Origin of the sequence: Pseudoalteromonas mucoides (genome assembly GCF_049257175.1) — a bacterium.
Classification (GTDB): domain Bacteria; phylum Pseudomonadota; class Gammaproteobacteria; order Enterobacterales; family Alteromonadaceae; genus Pseudoalteromonas.
On record NZ_JBMMUC010000001.1, the window covers coordinates 319,205 to 345,705 of the forward strand.

Here is a 26,501-nt window from a genome sequence, read left to right on the forward strand (position 1 = left end):
TGCTCAGTGCATTCGAATTAACGAGTACGTGGGCAAAGCTCTTCGTCAGCGAAGAAATACGCGATTTCGCGAGCAGCAGATTCAACAGCGTCAGAACCGTGAACAGCGTTTTCGTCGATGCTATCAGCGTAGTCTGCACGTAAAGTACCTGCTAGTGCTTCAGCAGGGTTAGTAGCACCCATGATTTCGCGGTTTTTAAGAACAGCGTTTTCGCCTTCAAGAACGGTAACCATTACTGGGCCAGACGTCATGAAAGAAACTAAAGCACCAAAGAAAGGACGCTCGCTGTGCTCAGCGTAGAAACCTTCAGCTTTCTCTTGTGAAAGGTGAACCATTTTAGCTGCAACGATTTTAAGGCCAGCAGTTTCGAAACGGTTGTAGATAGCGCCAATGTGGTTTTTAGCTACTGCATCAGGTTTTACGATTGAGAAAGTACGCTCTAAAGCCATCTTTATGCTCCAATAATGTTTGATTAAAAGTGTGAATATTAACGGGCGCGAATTATACGCGTTTTAGTTGAAAAATCCTAATTTTATTAAATAAGGATTCAATGACAATTTTATGATGTAAAAAATAAGTTTTTAAAAAGTAATAATTATAATAAATAAAAATAAATTATTCTTGTATTTTGTTGTCAGTAAATATATTTTACACCCTTGTTTTTTATTAATATTATAGCTTTTCTAGGTTTGTTATATGTAAATTGTGTAGTGATCGATTGAAAACGAAGCCACCTATTTCAGTCACATTTGATTTTAATCTACAAAGCTTATTTGAGTCTGAAAGACATTTTGATAAGTATAAACTATAGTTTTTATATTCTTTTGGGCTAGTAGTAGCAACCAGTTCAACTTTCTTTATTAGGATGAAAGTATGTTTTTTAATCGTGCACTGCAACGCCAAATTGATGACATGAAAAGTCAGCTATTTAGGCAACAACAAGTTAAAAAAAGCTTAGATGAGGAGATGCTAGTACTGGAGATTGACGGCACAGGTAGAATAAGCCATCAAAATACAAACTTTGAACTTGCATTGGGGTATTCTCACGGGCAACTGATTAATAAAGAATTATTTAACTTTGTACCTGATAATGCTAGAAATACTGTTCACTTTAAGGGATTAAAAAATGCAATTGAAAAACAAGAGCACTGGGTAGGCGCCTTACAACTTGTAAATGCTAGTGGTGAACAGGTGTGGCTGAGAAGTATTTTACAGCCTATATTTGATGAAAATAAAGTTTTAATTGAGTTTACACTTCACTCTACAGTGCTTACTCGTACTATTGAATCTTCTCGTGAGCATCAAGACTTAATAAATGCGTTACATCGCTCTATGGCCGTTATTGAGTTTAATACCGATGGCATTGTGCTCAAAGCAAATGCGCATTTTTTAGCTGGAATGGGTTACTCAGAAAATGAAATTCTGGGGCAGCACCATCGCATGTTTTGTGAGCCTGAGGAAGCTAATTCAGCTGAATATGCTGCATTTTGGCAGCAGCTAAAAGCAGGGGAATACGTCGCCGACCGTTTTAAAAGAGTTGATCGACATGGCCGTACTGTTTGGTTAGAGGCGTCTTATAATCCTATTTTTAATGAACATAATGAATTATATAAGGTAGTTAAGTTTGCAACAGTGATTACTGAACAGGTTGAGCGAGAGCTTGCTATTGCACAAGCAGCCGATATTGCCTATAGCACTTCAACAGAAACAGAAAGCTTGGCCAAACAAGGTGAAGCGGTTATTGAGCAAACGGTTAAAGTTATGAATGTACTTGCGGTGCAAATGGCGCAAGCCGGCGATGAAATATCAGCCTTAGATAAGCAATCACAATTAATAGCTAGTATAGTGCAAAGTATCAGTAGTATCGCAGATCAAACCAATTTACTCGCCTTAAATGCTGCGATAGAAGCGGCAAGAGCAGGTGAGCAAGGTCGTGGCTTTGCGGTTGTAGCTGACGAAGTCCGTCAATTAGCCTCAAGAACCAGTAAAGCCACCGAAGAAATTGTTGAGGTTGTTCAACAAAATCAAAACTTAACTCAATCGACAGTCGCGGCCATTGAACAAGGTAAAAGCAAGGCGCAAGAGGGGCTCGATTTATCGACTGAGTCAGGTAGTGTAATGAATGACATTAAAAAAGGCGCACAACTAGTGGTTGATGCAGTAAGCCAATTTGCCAATCAGCTAAAATAGAAAACCGCGTTTTATGATCTTGATCAACATAGGTAAATATAACTAACCTTATACTGCCGCGCTTTATTACTCATGCAACTGATTTGTACTCAGTTCGATGTATGGAGCGCACATGTCGTTAATTACCCCTTCAAATACTTTTACACCAGAGTTGCTCTCTCCTGCTGGCAGTTTAAAAAATATGCGTTACGCGTTTGCTTACGGAGCTGATGCAGTGTATGCCGGCCAGCCACGCTATAGTTTGCGCGTACGCAACAATGAGTTTGATCTTGAAACATTAAAAATAGGTATTGATGAAGCCCATGCATTGAATAAAAAGTTTTATGTGGTTTCAAACATTGCACCGCACAACGCCAAAGTAAAATCGTACTTACGTGATATAGAGCCCGTGATTGCGATGAAGCCAGATGCTTTGATCATGTCGGATCCTGGTTTAATCATGCTAGTTCGTGAAAAATGGCCCGATATGCCTATTCATCTATCAGTACAAGCGAATGCAGTAAACTTTGCAAGCGTTAAGTTTTGGGCTAAACAAGGCATTGAACGAGTCATTTTATCGCGCGAGTTATCGCTTGAAGAAATCGCTGAAATTCGTCAGTTATGCCCTGAAACTGAGCTTGAAGTATTTGTGCACGGCGCGTTATGTATGGCGTATTCAGGGCGTTGCCTGCTTTCAGGGTATATAAATAAACGCGACCCTAACCAAGGCACGTGTACCAATGCCTGTCGCTGGGAGTATGACGTTAAACCCGGTACGGAAAACGAAACTGGCGAAATGGTTCATAAAATAGATCCTAAGACAGTGAAACCCACTTTAGGAGAGGGAAGCCCAAGTAACGACGTATTTATGCTTGAAGAGCAAGGCCGCCCAGGTGAGTATATGCCCGCGTTTGAAGACGAGCATGGCACTTATATTATGAACTCAAAAGACCTTCGCGCAGTGCAGTATGTTGAGCAATTAACAAAAATGGGTGTACACAGCCTTAAAATAGAAGGCCGCACTAAGTCATTTTATTATGTTGCCCGCACCGCACAGGTTTACCGTAAAGCGATAGACGATGCCGTTGCGGGTAACCCCTTTGATGCTGATCTATTTAAAACTCTCGAAAGCCTAGCACATCGCGGTTACACCGAAGGGTTTTTAAAACGTCATGCTCATCAAGATTATCAAAACTATGAATACGGTCATTCTGTATCAGACAAACAACAATTTGTTGGTGAAGTAATAGGGCGACATGCTGATGGTTTAGTTGAGATAGAGGTAAAAAATAAATTTTGTGTTGGGCACTCATTAGAGCTAATGACGCCAAAAGGGAATGTTAGTTTTACTCTTGAAATGATGCAGAACAAAAAGGGCGATTGTATAACAGATGCTAAAGGCTCAGGCCACGTTGTAAAAATTCCATTACCTGACACTATTGATTTAGCGCATGCGATTTTAATGCGTAATCTAGACGAAAACCAAGACACGCGTAACCCATTTAGAGTATAACTATTTTCAGTTATTTAATTTTATTATAATATTTAATGCTAAAGTTTAACTTATTTTAAAGTGCTAAAAAACTCGGAATTTTACAATTCCGAGTTTGCGACTTTATTAAGGTTGAGTTTTATTTTTCAGGGGTTTTTAGTTTTTCTTTACGTAGCTTTCGCTTTTCTTTTAAGCTGTGTTTAGCTTGTTTTTTAGGTTTTTCTTTACTCATTATAAATAACTCCAATCAAATATATAAAAATTTAAAATAAAAAACTGAAATGATTTATTCTATATTTTCTCCTTAACATTAATTGCTATTATTTCCCAGCAGTGAGTAACCCCACCTTCAACACACTCAAATATATGACCTACTTTATGGCCTAAAAGAGCGATCCCAATAAGAGAATGAAATGAAACAGCATTTGGAGTTACACCATGTTGTTCTGGCGCTACTAATGTAATTCGGTATTTATAACCTGTGACAGTGTGCCTAATAACCACAGTACTATTAACCTGCACGTGTGGACTGAACTTAGACCAAGGTCTTTCAGAGTACTCAACTTTTTGTAACAAATGCGCTAGCTTTAACGGGTGCAATAATATTGCTGTGCTCCCTAAATTAATTTTATATTTTAATTTAGGATTGATAAATTTTTTATGCTCGAACAGCGAAGGAAACACGGAGTAATCCCCACAAAAAGTAAACTAAATTTTAGATTTTAATAGATACAGTGAAACTGCCGAGTGTATTAATACACTCGGCTTAAATGTCGAAGGTGAGATTTGTTTTTTGCAGTTTTGAAATTAAAGTAAACATTATTTCCTCTTTGTTTTAAGCAATCATATTGCTTAAAAATATAATGTCAAGGGGTGTGTTATATTTGATGTTGTAATGTAAGTTAAACCTCAAAATTAGTATGTTATTTAATGTTAGGTTAGTTTGATTAAGAGTCACCGTGTTGAGATTTTTATCTGTTCTAAATTCAATTATTAATTATGTAGATTTTATTTATGGAATCTAGCGTTTCATTTATGCTTATTTATAAAATTTAAAATTTCCCTATACTGGCGGTCTTATTTTGTACGTGCGCTTATGTGATAGGGCGAAATGCTTTTCACCGCGCATTTTCATCAATCAGAACGTTAGGAAATGACTATGTGGATAATTTTTGCATTGCTCGCCACCGTATTTTTTGGTCTGCGGGGGGTAATGTATCAATGGACATCTCAACAAAAGATTAATCGCAATTTACTGCTGTTTGGCGTGTTTTTTGTTGGCTTTGTTATCAGTACCATAGGCACTTTTGTTCTTGACCAAACATGGTATGGCTGGCCTGATTTAGCTGTGGGCTTGGCTCTTGGGGCTGGCTCTTTTGCTGCAAATGGGTTTTTGCATAAAGGGTTTTCAGTGGGTAAAGCGTCATTGATCAGTATTTTATCAGGGCTGACCCCTTTATTTGTTCTTTTATTTGCCTTTCTACTGTGGCAAGAAACACTTACGAGCTTTCAGCTGTTCGGCTTTTTTATCATTTTTGGTGGCTTATATATTATTCGATACTCGAATGATATTTCTTGGAGTAATTTACAAGGTGCGCAGTGGGGGTTACTGGCTGCATTAGCTTTTGCGTTTAATGACTTAATGGGCAAGCAGTCGACCTTATTAGAAGCGGATACATTTGCGACCTTAACCTCAATGTTTGGTTGTGGAAGTGTATTGTTTGCTTTGAGTTGGTTTTTAAAGCGTACACAACATCATGATGAAGACGAAAGCTCACATAATGGGTGGTCTGCATCAAAAACGTTTGCGTGTGGATTACTCATAGGTTTGACAAATGTCGCTGGAATGGTGGCTATCATATCAGCCTTCGCGATTGGAAGTACGGGGTTAGTTTCAGCTATTTCAGGAATGAATATTCTGATTATTTTGCTTTATTCTCGCATTGTTTTAAAAGAGTCATTTAGCCGTCAAGAGATCATTGGATTGACGGCTGCACTGCTTGGTGTTGTGGTGCTTAGGCTTAGCTTTTAATTTGTATTTTAGCCACTGCTGTGCTGAGTTTTGTCTTTGTGGTGGTGAAAATAATCACTGCAACATACATTAAAAGTGTTGCAGTACATATTCTATTAATAGTCGTACGCGGTAGGGGATGTGTTCTCTATCGCGGTAGAGCATTGAAAACGGCTGCTCTTCACTATGCCAATCAGGCAAAATACGCTTTAGTTTACCTGACTCAATTAAGGGGAGCGCGATATAATCGGGCATGTAGCTAATGCCCACTCCTGATTTTACGGCTTCTTCCATCATCTGAATTTCGTCAACATGTAGCTTTATATGATCAGTAGGTGCAAAGCTAAACTGTTCACCCGTTAATTGATTTTTTAATTGCCATGGCGTTAAACCTACGCAGGTCACTTTTGGATCCTTAACTAATTGTGAAGGATGAGTAATGTGACTGTGTGGCTGATTTGTATGGCAGCATAGTACATTTCGTGTCAGCTTTAATTGCCTGACTACCCAGTTATCGATGGCCGGGTTTCTAACTCTAAAAGCAATATCAATTCCGTGCTTTTCGATATCAATAAGCTCATTTGAAAAGCGTAGGTCTAGTTGGATATCTGGGTATTTTAATAAAAAATCACAAAATAACGCGCTTAAAAATTGTTTACCGCTATAGATAGGGGCTGTGATCCTAATTTTACCTTTTGCTTGATGTTTGTCGTCACGCAATGTTTGCTCGATGTCATCAAGTTCATTAAATACTTTACTGTATCGTTCGAAATAGGTTTCACCGCTATGAGTTAAAGTCACACGATGAGCATCACGATTGAGTAACCGAAGTTGTAAAGATTGCTCGAGTAAATTTACTCTACGACTCAAAGTTGATAGTGAAACCCCCAAGCTTGCTGCTGCTTGTTTAAAGCTTCCGAGTTTAACGATGGTACAAAAATAACGTAAATCGTCGAGGGAGTAATTAGATGCCATTAGAGCCACTTATCAAATAAAACTTTATGTTTTTAACGCGTCTTTAATAGTATCAGTGAGGATTAATGATTGCATTAGATACTCACTGTTACATGAAGTAACAGTGAGCTTTTATTAAGGTTATTGCTGCGGGGTAATTAAGTATTTTTCACCCGTTGCTTGTTTTGAATAAGCTTCTAATGATTGTAACTGCAATGCTTGCGTTAATGACACCTCGTGAGTGTAATTGCTTGCAAATGTGGTGGTAATTTCATCGGCGATACGTTTACGCATTGCAACCACGGTATTTGTGCCAAGCTTTCCTAATGCATTAAATAGTAAGAAACCATTTACGCCCCACGCAAAACCAAAATTACGATTAAGGGTAATTGGACCGCGATCTAATGCGCCATAAATATACACTTGTTTAAAAGTATCAGAGCCATACACACTGTGTTCTTTCATGTCTTTTGCTGCAGCGACTTCCATACAATTAAGAATGTCACTTGTTAATTGGCCGCCACCAATAGGATCAAAGGCAATGGTGGCACCTGTTTCGATAATTGCAGCTGTTAAATCGGCAATGAAGCTTTCACTACTTGAGTTCACCACGTATTTGGCACCCATGTTACGCAATAGCGTTTCTTGCTCTGGTTTACGTACGATATTAATTAAATCGATACCATCTGCAATACAAATACGATTAAGCATTTGACCAAGATTTGATGCCGCAGCCGCATGTATAATTGCTTTATGCCCTTCTGCGCGCATTGTTTCAACCATTGCCAGTGCTGTAAGTGGGTTTACAAAAGATGACGCACCTTCTTTCGCGGTTGTTCCTTCTTTAAGCTCTAAGCAGCTTTGTACGTTGGCAGATAAATATTGACGATATGTACCACCACCAATAACAGCCACTGTTTTACCCATAAGTGCTTGAGCTGCCTCTGATGAACCTGCTGCGATGACCGTTCCGGCTCCTTCATTACCTACAGGAATGGCTTTACCTACTCGCTTAGCTAATGAAGGCATGGCTTGTGCGGGTACATCAGCAACAATAGTCGGCGATTGCTCAGTGCCTGACTGAGTTGCCGTAGACATATCGGCAGCGCCAAACATAACCCCTAAATCGGATGGATTTAATGGTGCTGCTTCAATACGAATAACCACTTCATCGGCACCCGGTGTTGGTATTTCAATATTGTGTAATGCCAGTGTAAGTTTATTGTCTTCGCTAATAGTTGATGTAAGTTGAATATTGTTATTTGACATAGTTTTGCTCCTGCAAAAAATTAAATGTGTTAAACCTTTTAGAAAGTTTAAAGGCTTGTTGCTATGTTATTTACTGGCATGCGCAGCTTGAATTTGTGCGGTTACTTTTTGCATAAACTCGGGCAAATTGGCTTGGCGAGCATCTTCAACCGCTTGGGTAATATCTGATTGGCGCATAGCCTCTTCCCACTGTTTCATTCCAGGTATATCAGCAAGTACATCCCAATCAAGTTGTTTGGTTGCAAAGCTATTCACAATGGTATTTACGTAATACACATAAATGTCGGCCATACTGAACTGCTCACCCCTAAGCCAAGGTGAAAATTTACATAAGTGACGTAGCGCCATTACGCCACGGTTTAAAACTTGGCGAACTTCGTTTTTAACTGAATCAGGAATATCTGTGCCAGAAAGCGCGTAGGGTATAAATCGTCTACTTGGTAGCTCTAAATACAACTCTGCTACTTTCATTATTTGTTTAACAACGGCACGTTCAGTCGCATCCTCAGGGTAGAGCGCAATGCTAGGGTAAGCCTGCTCAATAAAATCACAGATAACACTCGACTCTGAAATATTATGCCCTTCAGGTGTTGTAATAACAGGCACTTTACCTGCAGGGTTAAGTGCCATCAGCTCTTCACTGCCCCCATAAACAAGGTGCTCTTCAAATGGAACCTGTTTGTATAGCAATACATGTTTAACTAAGTTGTAATAGTTACTGGCAGCAAAACCGTGCAAAGTGATCATAAGTTACATTCCATTATTAAAATGATGAGCGCTAATAGCTAAATAAAACCGCTACAAATTTAAGTTACAACTATTATTACTTGTTTTTATCTATGTATATATAGGGATAAAAGCGAATCACTTTTGCTTTTTAAACAATAATAGGTAAAGTGTTATGAGTTAATTTTTGGAGAGTAATGTGGATCAACTGCGCGCAATTCGTTATTTCAGTAAAGTGGTCGAAACCGGCAGCTTTACTAAAGCCGCTCATTTTTTTAAGGTGCCGCCGTCTTCGTTATCACGCCGAGTTGCCGATTTAGAAAAAAGCTTAGGTGCAACATTATTAAAGCGTTCAACCCGGTTAGTGAAATTAACTGAGGTAGGGCAAATATATTATAATGATATGCAGCAAATTTTAGCTCAGTTAGCACAAAGTAATGAAACCGTACGAAGCTATCAAACAACCCCAATGGGACGCTTATCCATCAGTTCTATGGTAAGTTTTGGCGACAAAATATTGCTCCCATTGCTAGATGAATTCAGCGCGCTATACCCTGAAATTATATTAGATGTCAGTTTAAGTGATGAGTTATCAACACTGGGCCGTGATGATGTAGATATTGCTATTCGTGGCGGGTACGCACCCAATGAGCGAGTGCTCGCAATAAAACTCATGGATAATGGCTTTATTCCTGTAGCTTCACCTGCTTACTTGAACAAATACGGCACGCCTACGGATGTCATGGAATTAAAACAACATAAAGGACTTTATTTTAAAGCACCTTTTGGGCCCACTCCTTGGTTATGTCATATTAATGATCAATGGCATGATGTTTCAGGGCCTGCGGTTGTAATTTCAAATAATGGTTCGTGGTTGGCAAAAAAGGCCTGCAACGGGGAAGGTATTTTAATGTCAACTCGCTGGGCACTGGCTTCATACCTTGAGTCTGGCCAGTTGCAGGAGCTTAACTTTGAGCACCCACTCACCATTAGTCAAAATGCTGAAATGGCCGTGTATTTGCTCTATCAAAAACAACGCTATTTAGTGCCAAAAGTAAAAGCCGCGGTTGATTTTTTAGTACAAAAACTGCAAGTAAAAAATGAGTCTAACTTGCTCTAGCTAAAACATTTAATGTGATATTGATTCAGATCAATAACCAAAAACTGCAATAAAAGCATAATTCGCGGCTGTAATTTTGTGCTAGAAGTACAAGCTCTAATTAATGAGGTTAGAAAGTGGCTTTACTGATAAATAGTAAATGCATTAACTGTGATATGTGTGACCCAGAGTGCCCAAATGAAGCTATTTATATGGGCGCTAAAATTTACCAAATAGACCCAGTAAAATGCACTGAATGCGTAGGCCACTACGACAAACCGACTTGTGTAAGTGTGTGCCCAATTGACTGTATAAAGCCCGATCCTAATCATCGCGAAAGTATCGATGAACTGGCAGAGAAATATGTAAGGCTAACGGGTTAGTTTATTGATTGGTCTTATGTTAAATAAGGTTGCGAAACTAAAATTCCGGCCTTCTTAACCATACTGCTCGTTTGTTATTATCAATAAAAAACCCTTATATACTCATAATTAAACCTCAAAAAAATAACGTTTTTTCGGTATGATCTTTGGTATCGATATTGGAGAAAACGCTTTTACTGTGCATTAAAATTATTCCCTATCAATTACGATTTTAGTTTGTAGTACATATTTGCTTAGTTGTAATTATAACTAAATATAGTTTATTCATTTATTGCAATTACTTATGATTTTAAAGAAAGGGTCTCTAATGGGCACGTTCAGAATACTCTCTGTTTTAGAACTGATTCCAATTAATCCTCAGAGCTTTTCGACTCAAAAACTACAACAAAAATTGATTGAACGTGGCTTTGATATTTCAACCCGTATGCTCCAACGTGACCTGCAATCTTTATACGAGCAGGTTGCTTCGGTCTTGAAAAAGATACCCGCAGTAAGCCCTATGGCTGGTCCATCAATGCGCAGTGGCGAGGTGGTAACGCAAAAGTAATGAGCAGCGAAGTGGCGGAGCATTACTTGTTGTTGGAGCAGTTACTACCGGATTCTGTACCGAGCGATGTTAAACAGTCTGTACGTATTAAAGCGGAGCAGGCGCTTAAGCGTTTTAATGGTCATGTGCCCGATTGGCTTGCAACCCTGCCTAAACCTTCGTTAAAAGTGAATATTGATACTCAGTTAGTGGCGCAAATTGAGCATGCGATTAAGCATAAGCGTGCAGTGAGCGCTGAGCTTTATAGATTGCTGTACGATGAGGCACATTGGTTAAAATTTGCTGAATTGAGTTTTTATAACTTGGTTGAACAAGGCGGTGTGTTAATGGCGCAGTTTATGGTGGGGTCACTTCACGATAAATGCTATCAAATGCCGATTTATCGCATTCGCAATGTTCATATCCTGCAAAAAACACGACGAGAGCCCAGTATTGAGCAATTGAAATCGTTACGTAGCGCGATTAATAAAGGTATGAAGCAAGAGGCGATTGAGTTAGTCGTAAAAGTACCTAATCATTCGGCGGTTAATCAAGGGTTTATTGAGCTTGGCGAGCTGACTGATAAGCAACAGGTTGACGATAAAAGCGTATTACATACCTACCAAACGATTGATACAGAGCAGCTAACCGATGAGCTATTTAAATGTGCTCATTGGCTTGAAGTGATAAAGCCTGATCAAATTAGGAGAAGAATCACTACAAAGCTTAAAGCGGCTGCTAGTAACTATCAATAACGCTAATTAACTTGGGCGCGTCAATTTTTGACGCACCCATTTGTTATGCTCCTTTTAAAGATGAAGGAGATGTTATGTTTCAACTAATTGAGCAACAAGATGGTTTATCTATTGGTGTATTTGGCATTGGTGGTTGTGGCTGTAATACGTTAAACAGTATTTATGAGCAGCGCGAGAGTAAACAAGCAAAGTTATTTAGTGTTAATACTGACAAAGTAGTGCTTGAGCATACTCAAAGTGATGAAGCAGTACTAATAGGTGCAGAGCTCACTCATGGCTATGGTGCAGGGGCCGATCCCAAAGTTGGACTGCAAGCGGCAGAAGAGAGTAAAGAGCAGCTTTTAACGCTCATTAATGGCTGCGATATAATACTGTGTGCAACAGGGTTGGGTGGCGGTACTGGGACTGGCGCTAGCCCTTACATTGCACAACTTGCTAGTGAGCAAGGTAAACCCATTATATTTGTTGCTACATTGCCTTTTAGCAGTGAAGGGCAGCTTAGATCAAACGTTGCACAAGCAGGGTTGAACACGCTAAAAGAGCATGCCAATGCGGTGATTATGCTTCCAAACGATCAACTTATTGAGGTTTTAGGTAATGATGTGGGCTTGTTTGACGCATTTAAACACAGCAATCAAATATTACACTCACTAATTAAGTCATTGATCGATATGCTGTGCTATCAAGGTTTGATAAATGTTGATTTAAACGACTTTGCTAAAATCATGGATTGCCAAGGCGATGCAGTTTTAGGCGTGGGCAAATGTGATAGCGAAGGCGAATTTACCACTGCACTTGACAGTGCCCTTAATAATCCCTTAGTTAATCAAGTGGATATGTCATCTAGCTCGGGTGTTATTGTGCAAGTTAATTGTAAAGATGAGATTTCACTGGGCAGTTATAACCTTATCACCGACACGGTCCGCCAACAAGTAAGCCCAAATGCGCTGGTGATTTGCGGAGTGTCTAAAATCGAAAATTTAGCCAGCAATTATGAATTATTGATTATAGCGACAGGGGCAAGCGCGAAGATGGTTGTTGATCCTTTCGATAAAGCACCTAGCAGCGAAACAGAACAATCGGCAGCAGTGATCACTCAACCGCAAGCCTCTGATATTTTTGATATACCCGCATTTATCCGTAATCAAGCCCCGCCGCCCAATGTAAATTAATGACAATATCTGAGCCGAATATCTACAGATTGAGCGCAGGCAGCTTATGCTCAACCTGTAGACTATTAACTTACATTCATGCTTACTAGGATGTTATTTATTATTAGTTTGCTTGAAACGTCACGCTAGTAATATTGTAAGTGCTATCAACTTTATTGCCAGCAATCACAGCTTCACCGTTCACTGGGTAATCACTTGATACGACATATAAACCAACTTGTTCGGTTTTTACTGTGATTTGACCGTCTTTGTTGGTTGTCATTTTTATTTTAGTCTTACTTGGCGTTAAAACGGTTACATCATGTTCAACGACAGGGGAGTTTTTATAGGTTAGGGTAAGCGTGTTGCTCTGTGGCTCTATAGGCACAAACTCAAATTCTACTTTACTTTGCGTACTATTTCTCCCCGCTTTAGCAAATAACTTAGCGGCTTGCTGTTTAGGTGATTTCCAGAATTGCCATACAGGTACTTCTTCGAGATCCCATGGTTGCCATAAGTCATCAACTGTAGCAAGTATATCGCCAGTATGTGCAACATTTGCGCTCCAGTGAGTTGAATGTTGTGTGATAGGAAAGGAGTCTTTTTTTTCATTAATATAGATTTTTGTATTTTTTAGACCTGCAATTTCATCACCAGATTCCGGCTCTCCAGGTTCACCTAAAAATAATTTAACCTGCGTATTGTTATGCTTTTCTAACCAAATTTCATGTGCTTGTAGGTGACTTGCGCTAAGCAATAAAAGAAATGTAAGAGGTGTAGCGATGCTTTTCATTTTAACTCCTTGTTAAGAATTGACTAACCTGAGGTAGGCTATAAATTAGAGACATGCAAACTATATGGTAATGTATAATTGAATGCAAATAATTATCAATTACTTTGGGTGGTGCGACCCAGAATATACCAAGGTTGTTTTTATACTTCCGTGTTTAGCTTGTGTGTACATCACGTAATTCTATTGCAGTGTTGCGCATTTAGACTTTAAAAATTCTAAAAAAACTTTTACCTTTTCTAGCGGGTATTTTCTGCCTGCATAGAATGCATATAGCACCAGATCTTCTGGCTCATGGTCGAGTTTAATGTTGATCAATGAACCGTTTTCTATATGTTCTTGGCATGCGTGAGTGGGTAAAATTGCATAGCCTAGCCCTTTGAGTGCAGCGGCTTTGGCCATGTTGCCACTGTTTACTTTAAAGTTTGATTTTACGTGCGCTGCTTGTTGCTGTTTAAAGCGCCAAGGCATGCCCTGCAGTACAGATAAACTCGTAATACACGGGACTTTAGCTAACTCATCGAGCGAGTGCGGTACAGGTCCATTACTGATCAGTTGTGGCGCGCCAACAATGCAACTGGGCCAGCGCAGCAGCTCTTTAGCAATCCAGCCTGAATTGTCTAATGGTCCGCGGCCAAAGCGTAGCACTAAATCAAACCCTTCTAGCAACCCTTCACTAGGGTTTAATTGGGTATCACAACTTAATTGTATTTGTGGGTGAATAGAGCAAAACTCTGCGCTAATTTCAGCTAAAAAAGGCAGATCAGGCATGATGATTTTAAGGTGCCCAGCAAGAGACTCTCCATGCAAAGATAGCTCTTCTAGCGAATCATCCATTGCCTGTATCAGTGGGCTGATAGATTGGTAAAGCTGTTTACCCGCTGTGGTTGCCACCATTTTTCGGGTGGTACGTTGTAATAACCTTAAATTAAGTTGCTGCTCTAATAACGCAACATGACGGCTGACATTCGATGTAGGTAATTGCAATTGCTCGGCAGCGAGTTTAAAGCTCAATTGTTCATAAACGCATTGAAAGCTGATTAACCATTGCAGTTCGATTTTATCTATCATTAATTAACTCAAAATATGGGATTGATAACGCAATTATAGCTTATTTATCTTAAATAATGGCTTAGTAATAATGGCTACTTAGTTAATTATTGAGGTAAATAATATGAACGGTAAACGAATTGCTATTGTGGGTGCGGGTATCGGTGGTGTAGCGCTGGCTATTCTTGCTACACAAAAAGGCTATCAGGTGAGCTTATTTGAGCGCGATAGTAAAATTTCGACGATTGGAGCGGGGGTCACACTATGGCCTAATGCGATGTTTGTGTTACAGAAAATGGGTTTATATGAACAGATCCAAGCACTCGGTGGTATGCCTGTGTATATGCGTCAGTTCGATCAGCATGGCGCAGTGCAAAATGAATTTGATATTGCGAAAATAAACACGCTGAGTGGCTTTTCTAGTGTCAGTATCTTACGCCGTGATCTTATGAGTGTGCTGGACCGCACATTAGCTGATTTAGGGGTAAACATACATTTTAACAGCGCAATAACCGTATCAGATATTGCCCAACTAAAACAAGATTTTGATTTAGTGGTGGGTGCTGATGGGAGGATGAATTCAGTGGTAAGACAATTTTTATATGCTGAAAAAGTGACTCCTCAGTATCAGGGATTTATTAATATTATTGCGATTAGCAAGTTAAAGCTGGGCACTTTAGATAATGTGATCCATGATTTTCATACAGCTGGCGAGCGCTTTGGTATTGTGCCTGTCAAAGGTGACCTTTGTTACTGGGCTGCTGGGTGGAGTGCCGATATTGATAAAACACGACCGCTTTGTGATTGGTATGAGGAAATGCATCAGCGTTTTTCAACGTGGCCAGCTGAGGTGCAACAGGTTCTCAAATCTTATAATAAAGATTCACTCAAGTTAATTTTTGTACACGATATTGACCGGTTGCCATATTGGCACCAAGACAACGTGCTTATTATTGGCGATGCGGCTCATGCTCCTTTTCCTACTTCAGGCCAGGGGGCGTGTCAGGCGCTTGAAGATGCTTGGCATCTTGTTCGGGTTTTAGAAAAGCATGATGATTTAGAGCTCGCTTTAATGACGTTTTATCAACAACGTGTAGATAAAGTCTCAGCCTCTCAACGTGTAGGTCGACAAGTCGCGCAGAAAATTTTTACTAGCAAAGCACATAATAATGAGGCGCCAGCTTTGGCTATTTCTGCTCAGCAGTTGGTAACGTTATGGATGCAGGGGTTAGATAATTAACGTATTTCGGTTTTTTACATTAGCCGCTATGGCTATTTCCAAACAAAATTAGTTGATAGATGACTTTGATGTATCAACACCAAAGCGGCTTTTACGTAGAGCTGCGCGAAGCTGTTCTTGCTCAAGCACACTTTGAGCATCGAGGTCGTTGAGGGCTTGGTTATCTTCTCTGGCTAGATCACCGTCAGCGACCAGCGATAAATAACGCGAACAGCAGACCCGTAAAAATGAGGTGAAGTTACCGATGTCATGATCAGCATCTAGAGATTCAAGATAGAGTTTAGTGATCATTTGATTAACGCTCATCTGATCGCGAAATGCGACTTCTGCTAAAATATCCCAAAAGAATTCCTCGAGACGAATGGAGGTAACCACCCCATCAATACGTAAAGATTTAGTACGGCAAGTCCATAATTGGCTGTCGGCATTGATAAATAGTTGGCACATAGGTTACCTCTTGAGGCTGCGATTATAGATTATAATAATGCCACAAATTGCTTAAGCATGGCAGGATGCGCAGGCCAAGCTGGCGCTGTGACTAATTTACCATCGGTAATTGCGCCATCCATAGGTAATTCAACATATTCTGCACCGGCCATTTTTACTTCAGGCTGGCATGCAGGATAGGCAGATACTTGTTTACCTTCTATGACTCCAGCTGCTGTGAGTAACTGTGGGCCGTGGCAAATAGAAGCGATAGGTTTATCAGCCTTGGCAAAGTACTGAATAATTTCGATTACTTTTTCGTTCAAACGTAAATACTCAGGGGCACGACCACCGGGTAAATACAGTGCATCGTAGTCATTTACATTAAGCTCGGCAAATGTCGCATTGAGCGCAAAATTATGGCCGCGTTTTTTGTATACCCAAACCACCTCAAGATGCGAGTTTCAGTTGGAGTTAAAAGCGATTTAGGCAAGGCATTGATTGCAAGTAATAGTGGTTCTATTGTTAAAATCAATAACGCAGTATAAATCGCTTTTAAACCAACCCTTTGGGCGCTTCACAGGAACTTACTCTCATCGTTGTTACTTCTTAAAAGGGAGTGCCATTCCTGCAAAGTAATGCCTTGATATTAAGCCCCTGTGAAACGCTGAATTCTGCATCTTGAGGTGGCTTGGGTATATAGGTTTGGTCGCCTTCAAAATCATGAATTGACGTTGTTATTGTATCACCCGCTTTTTTATCAGGGCAGACAGCATCAACCTCATGCCCCATTGCGAGTAATGCCTGAAATGGCACCATGTTTTCATAGTCTTCTACAAAGTCACCGGTGATCATTAGTACTTTAGCCATGTGTAGCTCCATGTATTAATTGTGCGTAAACGTATTTAAACACTTGTTTAAATACACTGAGCAGTTAGTAGAACATAGCTAAATATAGAACAGGTAATATAGGAGTACTACAAAATAGCTCAAGCGCATGCAAGCGAGTAACGTTTAATTACGATTACTCATTATTTAGTCGGCATTTAACCTCGCTGGCACAAAACAGCATATTTTCAATTGATTTTGCAGATTAATTAACCTATTATTTCGTCAATTATTATTGCTAAAGGTATGTATTTTGCGCATTACGCCGCCCTAGGTTTTCCCCTCTTTTCTTTGCCATGTTTTAGTGGTTATCAGTTACTGTTTTTCAGCAGGTGCGCTTATGCACCATCCAAAAAATTAAACGACCCTTTTCATTTTCAGTCATTACATTTATGTATTGCGTTTATGTGTTGCAGTAATGGATTTATGGTTGTGCGAATTTTATCAATTTAATTAATGTGTGTATTTTTACTTAAGAAGCTCCCTTTGGTTTTGGCGGGTTATTAGGTGGGAAGTTTGTTGCACAGCTTTTGATAAATTCGATATCAAAAAATAAGGTTTTCTATGTTCGAAAAATTTAAGCACGAGTGGTTTGCTAACATTCGTGGGGATTTACTTGCGGGTATTGTGGTTGCATTGGCGTTAATTCCTGAGGCTATCGCGTTTTCTATAATTGCAGGGGTTGACCCTAAAGTGGGCTTGTATGCCTCATTTTGTATTGCGGTTATTATTGCCATTGTGGGCGGACGACCTGGAATGATCTCAGCGGCAACCGGTGCGATGGCTCTATTAATGGTGACGTTAGTAAAAGACCATGGCCTTGAATATTTACTGGCTGCGACGCTATTGACCGGGGTTATTCAAATTTTGGCGGGAGTTATTAAGCTTGGTAGCTTAATGCGTTTTGTATCGCGCTCTGTGGTAACAGGGTTTGTAAATGCCTTGGCAATCCTCATTTTTATGGCGCAATTGCCTGAGATTACTAACGTGACTTGGCATGTCTATGCTATGACTGCCGCGGGTTTAGGGATCATTTATTTATTCCCTTACTTACCTGTGATTGGTAAATCAATTCCTTCTCCACTGGTGTGCATTGTGACACTTACCGTATTTGCGATGTTTATGGGCATGGATATTCGCACTGTTGGCGATATGGGCGAGCTGCCTGATACATTACCCATCTTTTTATGGCCAGATGTACCGCTTAACCTTGAAACACTACGGATAATATTACCTTACTCGATAGGTTTAGCTGTGGTTGGTTTATTAGAGTCGATGATGACAGCAACCATTGTTGATGACTTAACAGATACGCCGAGTGATAAAAACCAAGAGTGTAAAGGCCAAGGTATCGCTAATATTGGCGCGGGTTTAATGGGTGGAATGGCAGGTTGTGCCATGATTGGCCAATCCATTATTAATGTTAAATCTGGTGGGCGAGGGCGTTTATCTTGCTTTACTGCTGGGGTATTTTTATTGTTCATGGTGGTGTTTTTAGACCAATGGTTAAAACAAATCCCCATGGCTGCATTGGTTGCTGTGATGATCATGGTATCAATAGGCACCTTTTCATGGAGCTCAATACGGGATCTGAAAACGAATCCGTTATCGAGCAATTTGGTGATGATAGTAACGGTTGCTGTTGTTGTAGCCACTCATAACTTAGCCATAGGTGTGTTTGTTGGGGTATTGATGTCAGCGTTATTCTTTGCGAATAAAATTGGCCGCTTTATGGTGGTGCAAACTCAGCAAAATGATAAGCAGCGTACATATAATGTAATCGGTCAGGTGTTTTTTGCATCAAGTGAGCAATTTCTCGCCTCGTTTGATTTTAAAGAAGTGGTTGATAAAGTAGTGATTGATTTAAGCCATGCGCATTTTTGGGACATCACCGCGGTTACTTCACTAGATAAAGTAGTGATCAAGTTTAGACGTGAAGGCGCTGAAGTTGAAATAATCGGTATGAGTGAGGCGACCGCGACTATGGTTGACAAATTTGCCGTTCATAACGATCCACAGCAAGTAGAAAAACTCATGGCTGGCCATTAAGGAGTTAAAAATGAATAAAGTAATTACCTGTATTGATGGCTCAAACTACACGCAATCGGTGTGTAATGCGGGCATTTGGGCTGCCAATAAATTAACTAAGGCGTTGGTGTTTTTACACGCTATTGAAAAGGACCAAAAAGCGCATTATGAGAATCTCAGCGGTGCGATTGGCTTTGGTGCACGTTCTGCATTGCTTGAGCAAATGACTGAACTTGATGAACAGCAGAGCAAACTTGCGCTGCAATTAGGCAAAGAGTTACTTGAGCATGCTACACAAAGAGCGGTTGCACAAGGCCATGAATTGGTTGAAAGCAGGCAGCGCCATGGCACCATTACAGATGCCATTTGTGACTTGGAAGCGGATGCTCGGTTAATCGTACTTGGCCGTTGTGGACAAGGTCACAGTACATCGTTTAAAGCGCTGGGCTCGCATATTGAGCATATTATTCGTCAAGTTCATACGCCCGTGTTGATTACCAATCAAGACTTTAAACAACCTGATAGCTTTTTACTTTGCTACGATGGTAGAGAAACAGCAGACAAAGCGGTACAACGCATAATTGAAGGCGGGTTACTGCAAGGCTTAAAGTGCCACTTAGTGACGGTTAAAAATAATGTCAGCGATCAGCATAGTAAGTTTAAAGCGGCGGAAGCATTGTTAGTCGAGCATGGCTTTGAGGTTGAAGCGAGTTATCTAACAGGCAATATTTTTGATTCACTCATGGCTTATAAACAAAACCATGCTGTTGATATGGTTGTCATTGGTGCTTTTGCACATTCTAAGCTTAGGCAAGTAATACTCGGTAGTAACACACTGAAAATGATTGAAAATACGCAGTTACCGTTAATCGTGCTACGTTAAACCTATTGGCCTCAGCAGTTTAATGCTGCTGAGGTTTATAGTATATCGTGTTGCCAACGCTGGGCTAAAAAATCAATAAACGCTCTCACCAAACTTTGTTGATAGTTACGCGATAAATAAACGGCCCATAAATGGCTTCCTGGGGTTGAGTAGTTAGGCAGTACTTTAATCAATTGTGCTGTTTTTAAATATTCTTGTGCTAAATCACAAGGCAAATTTACTACCCCGATCCCTTTAATTGCAGCCTTGCATAATACCGACATATCATTGGCGCTAATATTGCCTTTAACGCTGATTTTTTCATCCGAATTCTCGCCTAAAATATGCCATGTTGCACTGCCTGTGTGTAGCAAACAATTATGCTGCAATAAATCTTGCGGTGTTGTGATGTCACCTTTGCTTTTTAAATACTCAGGAGATGCACACATAACTGTATTTATAAACATTAATTTACGAGCAATGAGCTGTTCATTGGGTTGATGAGTGTAACGTAAAGCAATGTCTACACGCTCATCGACCAATTGCGATAAGCTGTCAGAGAGCACCAGTTGAAACTGCGTACTTGGGTGCATTGCAACAAATTCTTCGATTGCATCAAACAGCATGTTTTGCCCAATACCAATAGGCGCTGCCACCCTAATTGTGCCAACGAGCTCGTTATTATGGCTATGGGCTCTGCTTTGCAAATCCGATACGGTACTGAGTATTTTTTTACAATAAGCAAGTGCTTCTTCGCCTTGATTGGTCAAACTGACTTGACGTGTGGTGCGATGAAATAACCGCAAGCTTAGCCACTGTTCAATGTCTTGTACGTGGCGGGTGACTTGTAAGCGGCTCAGCTCTAAGTTGTCAGCTGCTTTTGTAAAGCTGCCACAACGGGCAACTTCAACAAAGCTTTGGATTGCAATTATTTTGTCCATTAGTATCCTAAAGTGAACTAATGTGTATCTATAAGGTTTATTTATCATCAATTAGTAAACAAGTAAACTGATTATCAACAGCTGAGGTTGCTACTCAGTCAGATGATAAATACTTTTTGAGGATACAAATATGAATATTACTATTTTAGGCGCAACAGGTTGGATTGGCGGTGAGCTCACCAAACAAGCGTTACTTCGTGACCACCAAGTAACTGCAATTGTAAGAAACCCTGATAAATTAACCGCTGAAAACGTGACGCTAAATACGTTCGATTTACAGTCAGATGATGATATAGCCCCTTTACTTGCTGGTGCTGATGTAGTGATTGCCTCAATTGGCGGACGTGCAGCGGGTAATCATGAATTAGTAGCGCAAACGGCCAAGCGTTTATTAACTGCATTGTCAGGTAGCAGTACTCGTTTATTGTGGGTTGGTGGGGCAGGCAGTTTAGAGGCAGCACCTGGTGTTACATTAGTATCATCAGCTGATTTTCCTGCAGAATATAAAGCTGAGGCACTTGCACAAGGTGAAGCTTTGGAGATATTCAGGGCGACAAAAACAACTACGCAATGGACGTTTGTAAGCCCTGCGGCGGTTATTTACCCGGGCACAAGTGAAGGTTCGTACCGTATTGGTGGCGATGCGTTTTTTACTAATGAGCAGGGTGAGAGTAAAATATCGGTTACAGATTACGCCATTGCTATGATAGATGAAGCGCAAAATGCCGCGCATATTAATCAGCGCATCAGTGTGGCTTATTAAGGTTTTTTCCAAAGGCACATAAATGTTATTCTTAATCAATACTTGATCAGTGAATGATATTTATGAGCCTACTTTTTTCCCTTGCCTTGGCAAGCTTACCCGCCTTACCTGAGCCTGTTGCAAATAATGCCGTCGCAAAAGTTGTTGTTGATGAACAAGCGTATTTTTTAAGCTTTATGGGCTTAGGTGCAAATAAAGATCGCCACAGCGTGCATAACAAAGTATGGGCTTTAAAGCTTGGTGATAAACAATGGCAAGCAAAATCTCCAGTCCCTAGTAGTTTGCAACCAAAAGGGCGTTTAGCGAGCACCGCGGTTGGATTGGGTGAATATGCCTACGTGTTCGGTGGCTATACAGTAAATAGTGATCACACAGAAATATCTAGCCCAGATGTCTATCGTTATGATTTAAAAAATGACCGCTATACTCAACTTGCCAATATGCCGGTGCCGGTGGATGACAGCGTCGCATTGAGCTATCAGCAGCGTTATATCTATTTAGTGAGTGGCTGGCACAATGATGGTAACGTAAATTTAGTGCAAGTATACGACATACAAACAGATACATGGCAGCAAGCCTCGCCGTTTTTAGGTGAGCCGGTATTTGGCCAAGCAGCAGCCATTAGTGGCAATACCATTGTTATTTGTGATGGCGTTAAAACTCAAGCGAATGCTGATAAACGCCGCTCCTTTGCCGCGGTTGCGCAATGCTTAAAAGGCACGATTGATGAGAGTAATCCATTAAAAATTGATTGGCGTACTTTGGAGCACCCAACAGGCACTGCTCATTACCGTATGGCTGCAAGTAGTTATAATGGCGCTATTTATATGCTTGGTGGTTCAGCCAATCCGTACAACTATAATGGCATGGGTTATAACGGTAAGCCTGCACCCGCAAGCGGCCACGTATGGCGCTTTGATATAGCGAATAACCGTTGGAAAATACACTCGTCGCTTAAAACTCCAAGCATGGATCACCGTGGTTTACTTGAGCATGGTGGCATCTTATATCGCATTGGTGGCATGGATAATCAACAACAAGTAACCACTAAGGTGCTTGGCTATAAAGTAGAAGAGCTATGATGAACACACTTTATATAACAGGCGCTGGAGTAAGCGCCGCAAGTGGTATTCCTACTTTTCGTGGTGAAGATGGGTTTTGGACCATTGGCAGTAAAAATTATACGCCGATGGAAATGGCCACTCGCGCAATGTATGAAAATAATCCAAAAGAGTTTTTATCGTGGTATTACCATCGCTTTGCCACATATCGTAACCATGGCCCTAATGAAGTACATCATTGGCTGAGTGATAAAAACTTAATCACGCAAAACATTGATGGCCTAGACGGCAAAGCAGGGAATGCTAATTACATTGCCATTCATGGCCGGCTTGATCAAATGACGCTGTTTCATCATCAGGGCGATGATGTCACACCACAAACAACCCCTTGGGATCACGTAGACGAAAGCCGTTTGCACCATTCGTTACTAGAGTTGTTCAAAATTGAAAACCACCAGCCTGTGCTGAATCAATCGTTAAAGCCATTTGTACTTTTATTTGATGAATATTACACCGAGCTTTACCGTATTAGTGAAGCACAAAAGCGTATGACTATGGCTGACAAAATTGTATTTATGGGCACGTCGTTTAGCGTCAATATTACCCAAATGGCACTGGATATTTCTCGTAGCTACGATATCCCTATTGAAGTGGTTGATCCCGAGCCTACACATGTTATGCACCCAAATGTCAGTTATAAAAAAATGACTGCATTGGAGTATATTCAACAGCAGGGATAAGTAAAAAACCAGTACAGCGTTATCAACAGTACTGGTTTTTGTATTTGACAAAACAGCGCTGTGCTGTTTATAAAAACTTACTCTAATTCTGTATTAAGCTTTTATCTCCTGGGCAGAAGTGTACCAAATTTGTTACTATCTAATTGATTTACAATTAAAAGCGAGTACGAATACCAAAGGTTATACGGCGCTCAAAGATGTTTTGAGTGATCACATGATCTGACCATTGCGCATAAATATCTTCTTTTTCCTCGGTTAAATTACTCACTGAGGTATAGATGCTCATGTCCTCTGCAAACTCATAGCCGGCATACATATCAAAATATAAAGTACTGTCGGTCCAAAATGGCATGACACCTTCACCCATTGGTGAGCTTAAGCTGTCTAAGCGATCGCTACGGTAATTAGCTGCAAGGCGCAGTTGTAATGGGCCTTTTTCGTACCAAAGTACGGCATTGGCTGATTTCTCTGAATTATCTTGAATTGGTAAACTTTCGCCATAAACGTCAACGTTAGCGCTGTCACTTGGCGCATAAGTAAAGTTAACTGACGTCCCTAAGCCATCAAATGGTGCCGGTAAAAAGTCAAATGCTTGCTGATAAACGACTTCAAACCCTTTTATGTCACCACCTTGGCCATTAATTTCGGTACTTACTGGTACTTCACGGCGAGTAACGCCATCAATATCAGGTAAACCTTGCATGACAATGCCGTTTTCAACAAAGGATTCTATATCCATTAAAAATGCTGAAATACTTAATAAGCCACTGTCATTAAAATACCATTCAGCAGATAAGTTATAGTTAGTTGCGCGCCATGGCTCTAGATCAGGGTTACCATTTTGTGTGCCTTGTACGGCAACTAATAAATCAGGACTAACGCCAAGTTCGGCGGCAAGTACGTCACCAGCACGCGTTCGACCAACACTGATACCACCGGCAAGCTTTCCAATATCAAGCGTGGTCATGGTCTTGCCGTAACCAGCACGTAAAATCACGTCATCGGTGACATTTAAATTAAAGTTCATAGAGGGTAAAAAGTCTGAATAATCTCTATTTAGCCACTTTTCACCGGTTTTTTCACTGGCAGTACATAGGGAGCAGGGGCGTGCTGAACCGAGTTGGTTTTGTAGCATGTCGAGTTCAGTTTTAATGTATTGCGCACCAATATTAGCGGTATAACTTAAATCCCCTAATTCGCCAGCAAAGTTAGCTTTAAAATAGGCGGTTTGGGTTTGCTCTTCTACTTGATAGGTACGAGACGGATTAGCTAAGCGTTTGTTACCCGGGTAAATTGCATTTTGAAATGCCATTGGATCGTCCATTACTTTAGGATCGATTAAGTAAAAGCTGTGTCCACTTCCACCTGGGCCTAAACCATTCACTTGGTTAACCCAACCATTAGGCATATCGCTAAAGAAGTTGGTTTTACCGAGCGTTAAATCACCACCTGCAACGCTATTTTCGCCATCGCCGTTGGTATCACCCAATGAGGCACCTGAATCCTTCCACATTACGTCTGCGCTAATGTCGCCGGTGGTAAATGGTGCAACGAGAATATAGGTTTCGCGCTCTACGTCTCGTTTTGATGCTCGCAGACCAAAATCAAGATTCTGTAGGTGATCTGTCTCAAAGGCATAATGGCCATCGATACGGGCAACATCAAGGGTGGCCTCTTCTTCAAAGTTATTTTCAGAGTAGGTTGAAACGAGATTATATTGGCTTATATCATTGCCAAAGCCTTCAGCAAAACCAAGGGTGAGGTATTCGCCACTGCGCGAAAAGCTCACATCAACGTCTTCTGGGCCGTAACCATTAGGGTTAACAGGGGTAATGCCATCGCCATGATTTTTCAGTAAACCATGTTGCGCGCCGGAGGTCAAAAAGCCATGGGCAACGTTTTCAGTATGGCTGCGCTCAGCTGAGCCATGAATATACCTAAACTCACCAGAAAGTGGCCCATCACCTTGGTATTCGAATAAAAAGCTGGCGTTGGTTGATTCACGATCGTTCGTTAAACTCTCAGAGTAGGCACTAACACGGCGAACTTTTAAGTTAGCTTCGTTGACTGTGTATATTTGTCCGCCCTGATCATTATCTAAACGGGAAATAAAGCTATCAGAATACGCCCATATAGAACCACGGGCATTATCAACCATCACCCCTTGCTTACGATCGGCGTCATCCATTTTTGTATAAAACAAGTCACCAGTAAACGTGAATGTGTCGGTAATTTGATATTGAATAGTCGTGTTTAAGCCTAAGCGATCACGTTCAGTCTCACGGTCCATTACGCCATAAAAACGTTGGCTGTAAAAGCTGTCGTTAAAATCACCGTCACCGTTAAAATCACGATCGGTTTCATTTTGTATTTCTGAAGAGGTTAAAATGGTGCCATTGCGGTAATTTGCTAAGGTGCTTTCGTCATAAGCCGCCGTGACAATAATGCCAAATTTATCGTTGTTGTAACCGGCAAATGCGACTAATTTAGGGTCAGTTTGTTCTGATAAACTACCGCGAGTGGCTTCCCCTGTCAGTGAAAACGTTGTGCCTTGGTCAAGGTCAAAGGGTCTGCGTGTTTTTAAATCCAATGTACCAGAAATACCACCGGCTAGAGTATCTGCTTGCGGTGATTTAAGCACGTCGATACCTGAGAGTAATGCGGCTGGTACATCGGTAAAATCGGGTTGCAGAGTGGTAATTGAACCCGCACTTAAAAACTGCTCACCATTTAACAGAGTGGTTACTTGCGGCATACCGCGTACGTTAATCGTTGAACCTTCGCCAGCGGAGCGACGAATTTGTATCCCTGGGATACGCTGCAGCGTATCGGCAATCGTTACATCGGGCAGTTTACCAATGTCTTCAGCGGTAATTGAGTCCATTACCCCAGTGCTAAACCGTTTGTTGTTAATATCTTGTTTGTTACTGGCAGCAATACCACGTACTTCGATGGTTTCTATTTCATCATTTACAACTGAACTTACATCAGCGGCAAGCACCCCAAAGCTGGTATACCCACAAAGAATAGTGGCTACTGTTTTTGCTATTACGCTCCTGTTTAGCGTGGCTTGGCGACGGTTTTTAATATTCATGTTGATATACCTCATCCTGTATTTTTAAACGTTGATTATTATTTCTTGTTAATTAATAACAAGTGTTGACTATTTACTTGTTA

General features: G+C 40.6%; 25 protein-coding genes and 1 pseudogene. 14 read left to right on the plus strand and 12 right to left on the minus strand.

Going from position 1 to position 26,501, the window contains the following annotated elements; genetic code table 11:
- Window positions 1-17: 17 nt before the first annotated feature.
- Window positions 18-449 (minus strand): nucleoside-diphosphate kinase, encoded by a 432-nt coding sequence (gene ndk / locus AAEU30_RS01310; protein WP_008111339.1) that lies wholly within the window; start codon window positions 447-449, stop codon window positions 18-20.
- Between the two features lie 424 nt (window positions 450-873).
- Here ndk and AAEU30_RS01315 point away from each other — a divergent pair, with 424 nt between their 5' ends.
- Window positions 874-2,190 carry a methyl-accepting chemotaxis protein gene (locus AAEU30_RS01315; RefSeq protein ID WP_421958940.1) on the plus strand — a complete coding sequence of 439 codons (1,317 nt, stop codon included), beginning with the start codon at window positions 874-876 and terminating at the stop codon, window positions 2,188-2,190.
- A 112-nt stretch (window positions 2,191-2,302) separates the two neighbouring features.
- Complete coding sequence (gene trhP, locus AAEU30_RS01320) at window positions 2,303-3,682, plus strand: prephenate-dependent tRNA uridine(34) hydroxylase TrhP (protein WP_421958941.1); 1,380 nt, start codon at window positions 2,303-2,305, stop codon at window positions 3,680-3,682.
- Between the two features lie 270 nt (window positions 3,683-3,952).
- Here the strand turns inward: trhP and AAEU30_RS01325 are convergent, their stop codons facing one another.
- Entirely contained in the window at window positions 3,953-4,345 is a 393-nt protein-coding gene (locus AAEU30_RS01325; RefSeq protein ID WP_421958942.1) for a GreA/GreB family elongation factor, read from the minus strand.
- A gap of 475 nt (window positions 4,346-4,820) precedes the next feature.
- On the opposite strand from AAEU30_RS01325, the gene AAEU30_RS01330 reads away from it, so the two are divergent.
- On the plus strand, window positions 4,821-5,693 hold the full coding sequence (locus AAEU30_RS01330) for an EamA family transporter (protein ID WP_421958943.1): 873 nt from the start codon (window positions 4,821-4,823) through the stop codon (window positions 5,691-5,693).
- A 69-nt stretch (window positions 5,694-5,762) separates the two neighbouring features.
- On the opposite strand, the gene AAEU30_RS01335 is transcribed toward AAEU30_RS01330, so the two are convergent.
- The 3 genes from AAEU30_RS01335 to AAEU30_RS01345 all read right to left on the minus strand — a co-directional run bounded on the left by AAEU30_RS01335 (window position 5,763) and on the right by AAEU30_RS01345 (window position 8,642).
- Window positions 5,763-6,647: a LysR family transcriptional regulator gene (locus tag AAEU30_RS01335; protein ID WP_421958944.1), complete on the minus strand. Its 885-nt coding sequence runs from the start codon at window positions 6,645-6,647 to the stop codon at window positions 5,763-5,765.
- A gap of 120 nt (window positions 6,648-6,767) precedes the next feature.
- On the minus strand, window positions 6,768-7,895 hold the full coding sequence (locus AAEU30_RS01340) for a zinc-binding dehydrogenase (protein WP_421958945.1): 1,128 nt from the start codon (window positions 7,893-7,895) through the stop codon (window positions 6,768-6,770).
- A gap of 66 nt (window positions 7,896-7,961) precedes the next feature.
- Window positions 7,962-8,642 (minus strand): glutathione S-transferase family protein, encoded by a 681-nt coding sequence (locus AAEU30_RS01345; protein ID WP_421958946.1) that lies wholly within the window; start codon window positions 8,640-8,642, stop codon window positions 7,962-7,964.
- Window positions 8,643-8,820: 178 nt separating this feature from the next.
- On the opposite strand from AAEU30_RS01345, the gene AAEU30_RS01350 reads away from it, so the two are divergent.
- From AAEU30_RS01350 to AAEU30_RS01370, 5 genes are all read left to right on the plus strand, one after another.
- Window positions 8,821-9,741, plus strand: a complete 921-nt coding sequence (locus AAEU30_RS01350; RefSeq protein ID WP_421958947.1) for a LysR family transcriptional regulator — start codon at window positions 8,821-8,823, stop codon at window positions 9,739-9,741.
- Window positions 9,742-9,857: 116 nt separating this feature from the next.
- Window positions 9,858-10,103, plus strand: coding sequence for a YfhL family 4Fe-4S dicluster ferredoxin (locus AAEU30_RS01355; protein ID WP_421958948.1), 246 nt, complete (start codon window positions 9,858-9,860; stop codon window positions 10,101-10,103).
- 307 nt (window positions 10,104-10,410) lie between these two features.
- A complete protein-coding gene (locus AAEU30_RS01360) occupies window positions 10,411-10,650 on the plus strand; it encodes a YfbU family protein (RefSeq protein WP_421958949.1) in 240 nt (79 codons plus the stop codon).
- Entirely contained in the window at window positions 10,650-11,384 is a 735-nt protein-coding gene (locus AAEU30_RS01365; protein WP_421958950.1) for a WYL domain-containing protein, read from the plus strand. Before AAEU30_RS01360 ends, AAEU30_RS01365 begins: the two co-directional genes overlap by 1 nt.
- 74 nt (window positions 11,385-11,458) lie before the next feature.
- Entirely contained in the window at window positions 11,459-12,556 is a 1,098-nt protein-coding gene (locus AAEU30_RS01370) for a cell division protein FtsZ (protein ID WP_421958951.1), read from the plus strand.
- Window positions 12,557-12,659: 103 nt separating this feature from the next.
- Here the strand turns inward: AAEU30_RS01370 and AAEU30_RS01375 are convergent, their stop codons facing one another.
- Window positions 12,660-13,328 carry a hypothetical protein gene (locus AAEU30_RS01375; RefSeq protein ID WP_421958952.1) on the minus strand — a complete coding sequence of 223 codons (669 nt, stop codon included), beginning with the start codon at window positions 13,326-13,328 and terminating at the stop codon, window positions 12,660-12,662.
- 180 nt (window positions 13,329-13,508) lie between these two features.
- Window positions 13,509-14,396 (minus strand): LysR family transcriptional regulator, encoded by an 888-nt coding sequence (locus tag AAEU30_RS01380; RefSeq protein WP_421958953.1) that lies wholly within the window; start codon window positions 14,394-14,396, stop codon window positions 13,509-13,511.
- Window positions 14,397-14,499: 103 nt separating this feature from the next.
- Between AAEU30_RS01380 and AAEU30_RS01385 the strand changes: the two genes are divergently transcribed.
- Entirely contained in the window at window positions 14,500-15,615 is a 1,116-nt protein-coding gene (locus AAEU30_RS01385) for an FAD-dependent monooxygenase (RefSeq protein WP_421958954.1), read from the plus strand.
- A gap of 48 nt (window positions 15,616-15,663) precedes the next feature.
- Here AAEU30_RS01385 and AAEU30_RS01390 read toward each other — a convergent pair whose 3' ends face one another.
- The 3 genes and pseudogenes from AAEU30_RS01390 to AAEU30_RS01400 form a co-directional block, all read right to left on the minus strand.
- Complete coding sequence (locus tag AAEU30_RS01390; protein WP_421958955.1) at window positions 15,664-16,062, minus strand: ribbon-helix-helix domain-containing protein; 399 nt, start codon at window positions 16,060-16,062, stop codon at window positions 15,664-15,666.
- Between the two features lie 29 nt (window positions 16,063-16,091).
- A pseudogene (locus AAEU30_RS01395) lies at window positions 16,092-16,475 on the minus strand (DJ-1/PfpI/YhbO family deglycase/protease); the annotation flags it as partial.
- 175 nt (window positions 16,476-16,650) lie between these two features.
- Window positions 16,651-16,911, minus strand: a complete 261-nt coding sequence (locus AAEU30_RS01400; protein WP_421958956.1) for a type 1 glutamine amidotransferase family protein — start codon at window positions 16,909-16,911, stop codon at window positions 16,651-16,653.
- A gap of 582 nt (window positions 16,912-17,493) precedes the next feature.
- On the opposite strand from AAEU30_RS01400, the gene AAEU30_RS01405 reads away from it, so the two are divergent.
- Both AAEU30_RS01405 and AAEU30_RS01410 read left to right on the plus strand, forming a co-directional pair.
- On the plus strand, window positions 17,494-18,978 hold the full coding sequence (locus AAEU30_RS01405; RefSeq protein ID WP_421958957.1) for a SulP family inorganic anion transporter: 1,485 nt from the start codon (window positions 17,494-17,496) through the stop codon (window positions 18,976-18,978).
- A gap of 10 nt (window positions 18,979-18,988) precedes the next feature.
- A complete protein-coding gene (locus AAEU30_RS01410) occupies window positions 18,989-19,840 on the plus strand; it encodes a universal stress protein (RefSeq protein WP_421958958.1) in 852 nt (283 codons plus the stop codon).
- Window positions 19,841-19,875: 35 nt separating this feature from the next.
- Here the strand turns inward: AAEU30_RS01410 and AAEU30_RS01415 are convergent, their stop codons facing one another.
- Window positions 19,876-20,760: a LysR family transcriptional regulator gene (locus AAEU30_RS01415; RefSeq protein ID WP_421958959.1), complete on the minus strand. Its 885-nt coding sequence runs from the start codon at window positions 20,758-20,760 to the stop codon at window positions 19,876-19,878.
- A gap of 130 nt (window positions 20,761-20,890) precedes the next feature.
- Here AAEU30_RS01415 and AAEU30_RS01420 point away from each other — a divergent pair, with 130 nt between their 5' ends.
- The 3 genes from AAEU30_RS01420 to AAEU30_RS01430 all read left to right on the plus strand — a co-directional run bounded on the left by AAEU30_RS01420 (window position 20,891) and on the right by AAEU30_RS01430 (window position 23,324).
- A complete protein-coding gene (locus AAEU30_RS01420; protein ID WP_421958960.1) occupies window positions 20,891-21,523 on the plus strand; it encodes an NAD(P)-dependent oxidoreductase in 633 nt (210 codons plus the stop codon).
- A 62-nt stretch (window positions 21,524-21,585) separates the two neighbouring features.
- Complete coding sequence (locus AAEU30_RS01425) at window positions 21,586-22,605, plus strand: Kelch repeat-containing protein (RefSeq protein ID WP_421958961.1); 1,020 nt, start codon at window positions 21,586-21,588, stop codon at window positions 22,603-22,605.
- Window positions 22,605-23,324: an SIR2 family NAD-dependent protein deacylase gene (locus AAEU30_RS01430; protein ID WP_421959036.1), complete on the plus strand. Its 720-nt coding sequence runs from the start codon at window positions 22,605-22,607 to the stop codon at window positions 23,322-23,324. The genes AAEU30_RS01425 and AAEU30_RS01430 overlap by 1 nt, the downstream gene beginning before the upstream one ends.
- A 154-nt stretch (window positions 23,325-23,478) precedes the next feature.
- Here the strand turns inward: AAEU30_RS01430 and AAEU30_RS01435 are convergent, their stop codons facing one another.
- Complete coding sequence (locus AAEU30_RS01435; RefSeq protein WP_421958962.1) at window positions 23,479-26,418, minus strand: TonB-dependent receptor; 2,940 nt, start codon at window positions 26,416-26,418, stop codon at window positions 23,479-23,481.
- Between the last annotated feature and the right edge of the window lie 83 nt (window positions 26,419-26,501).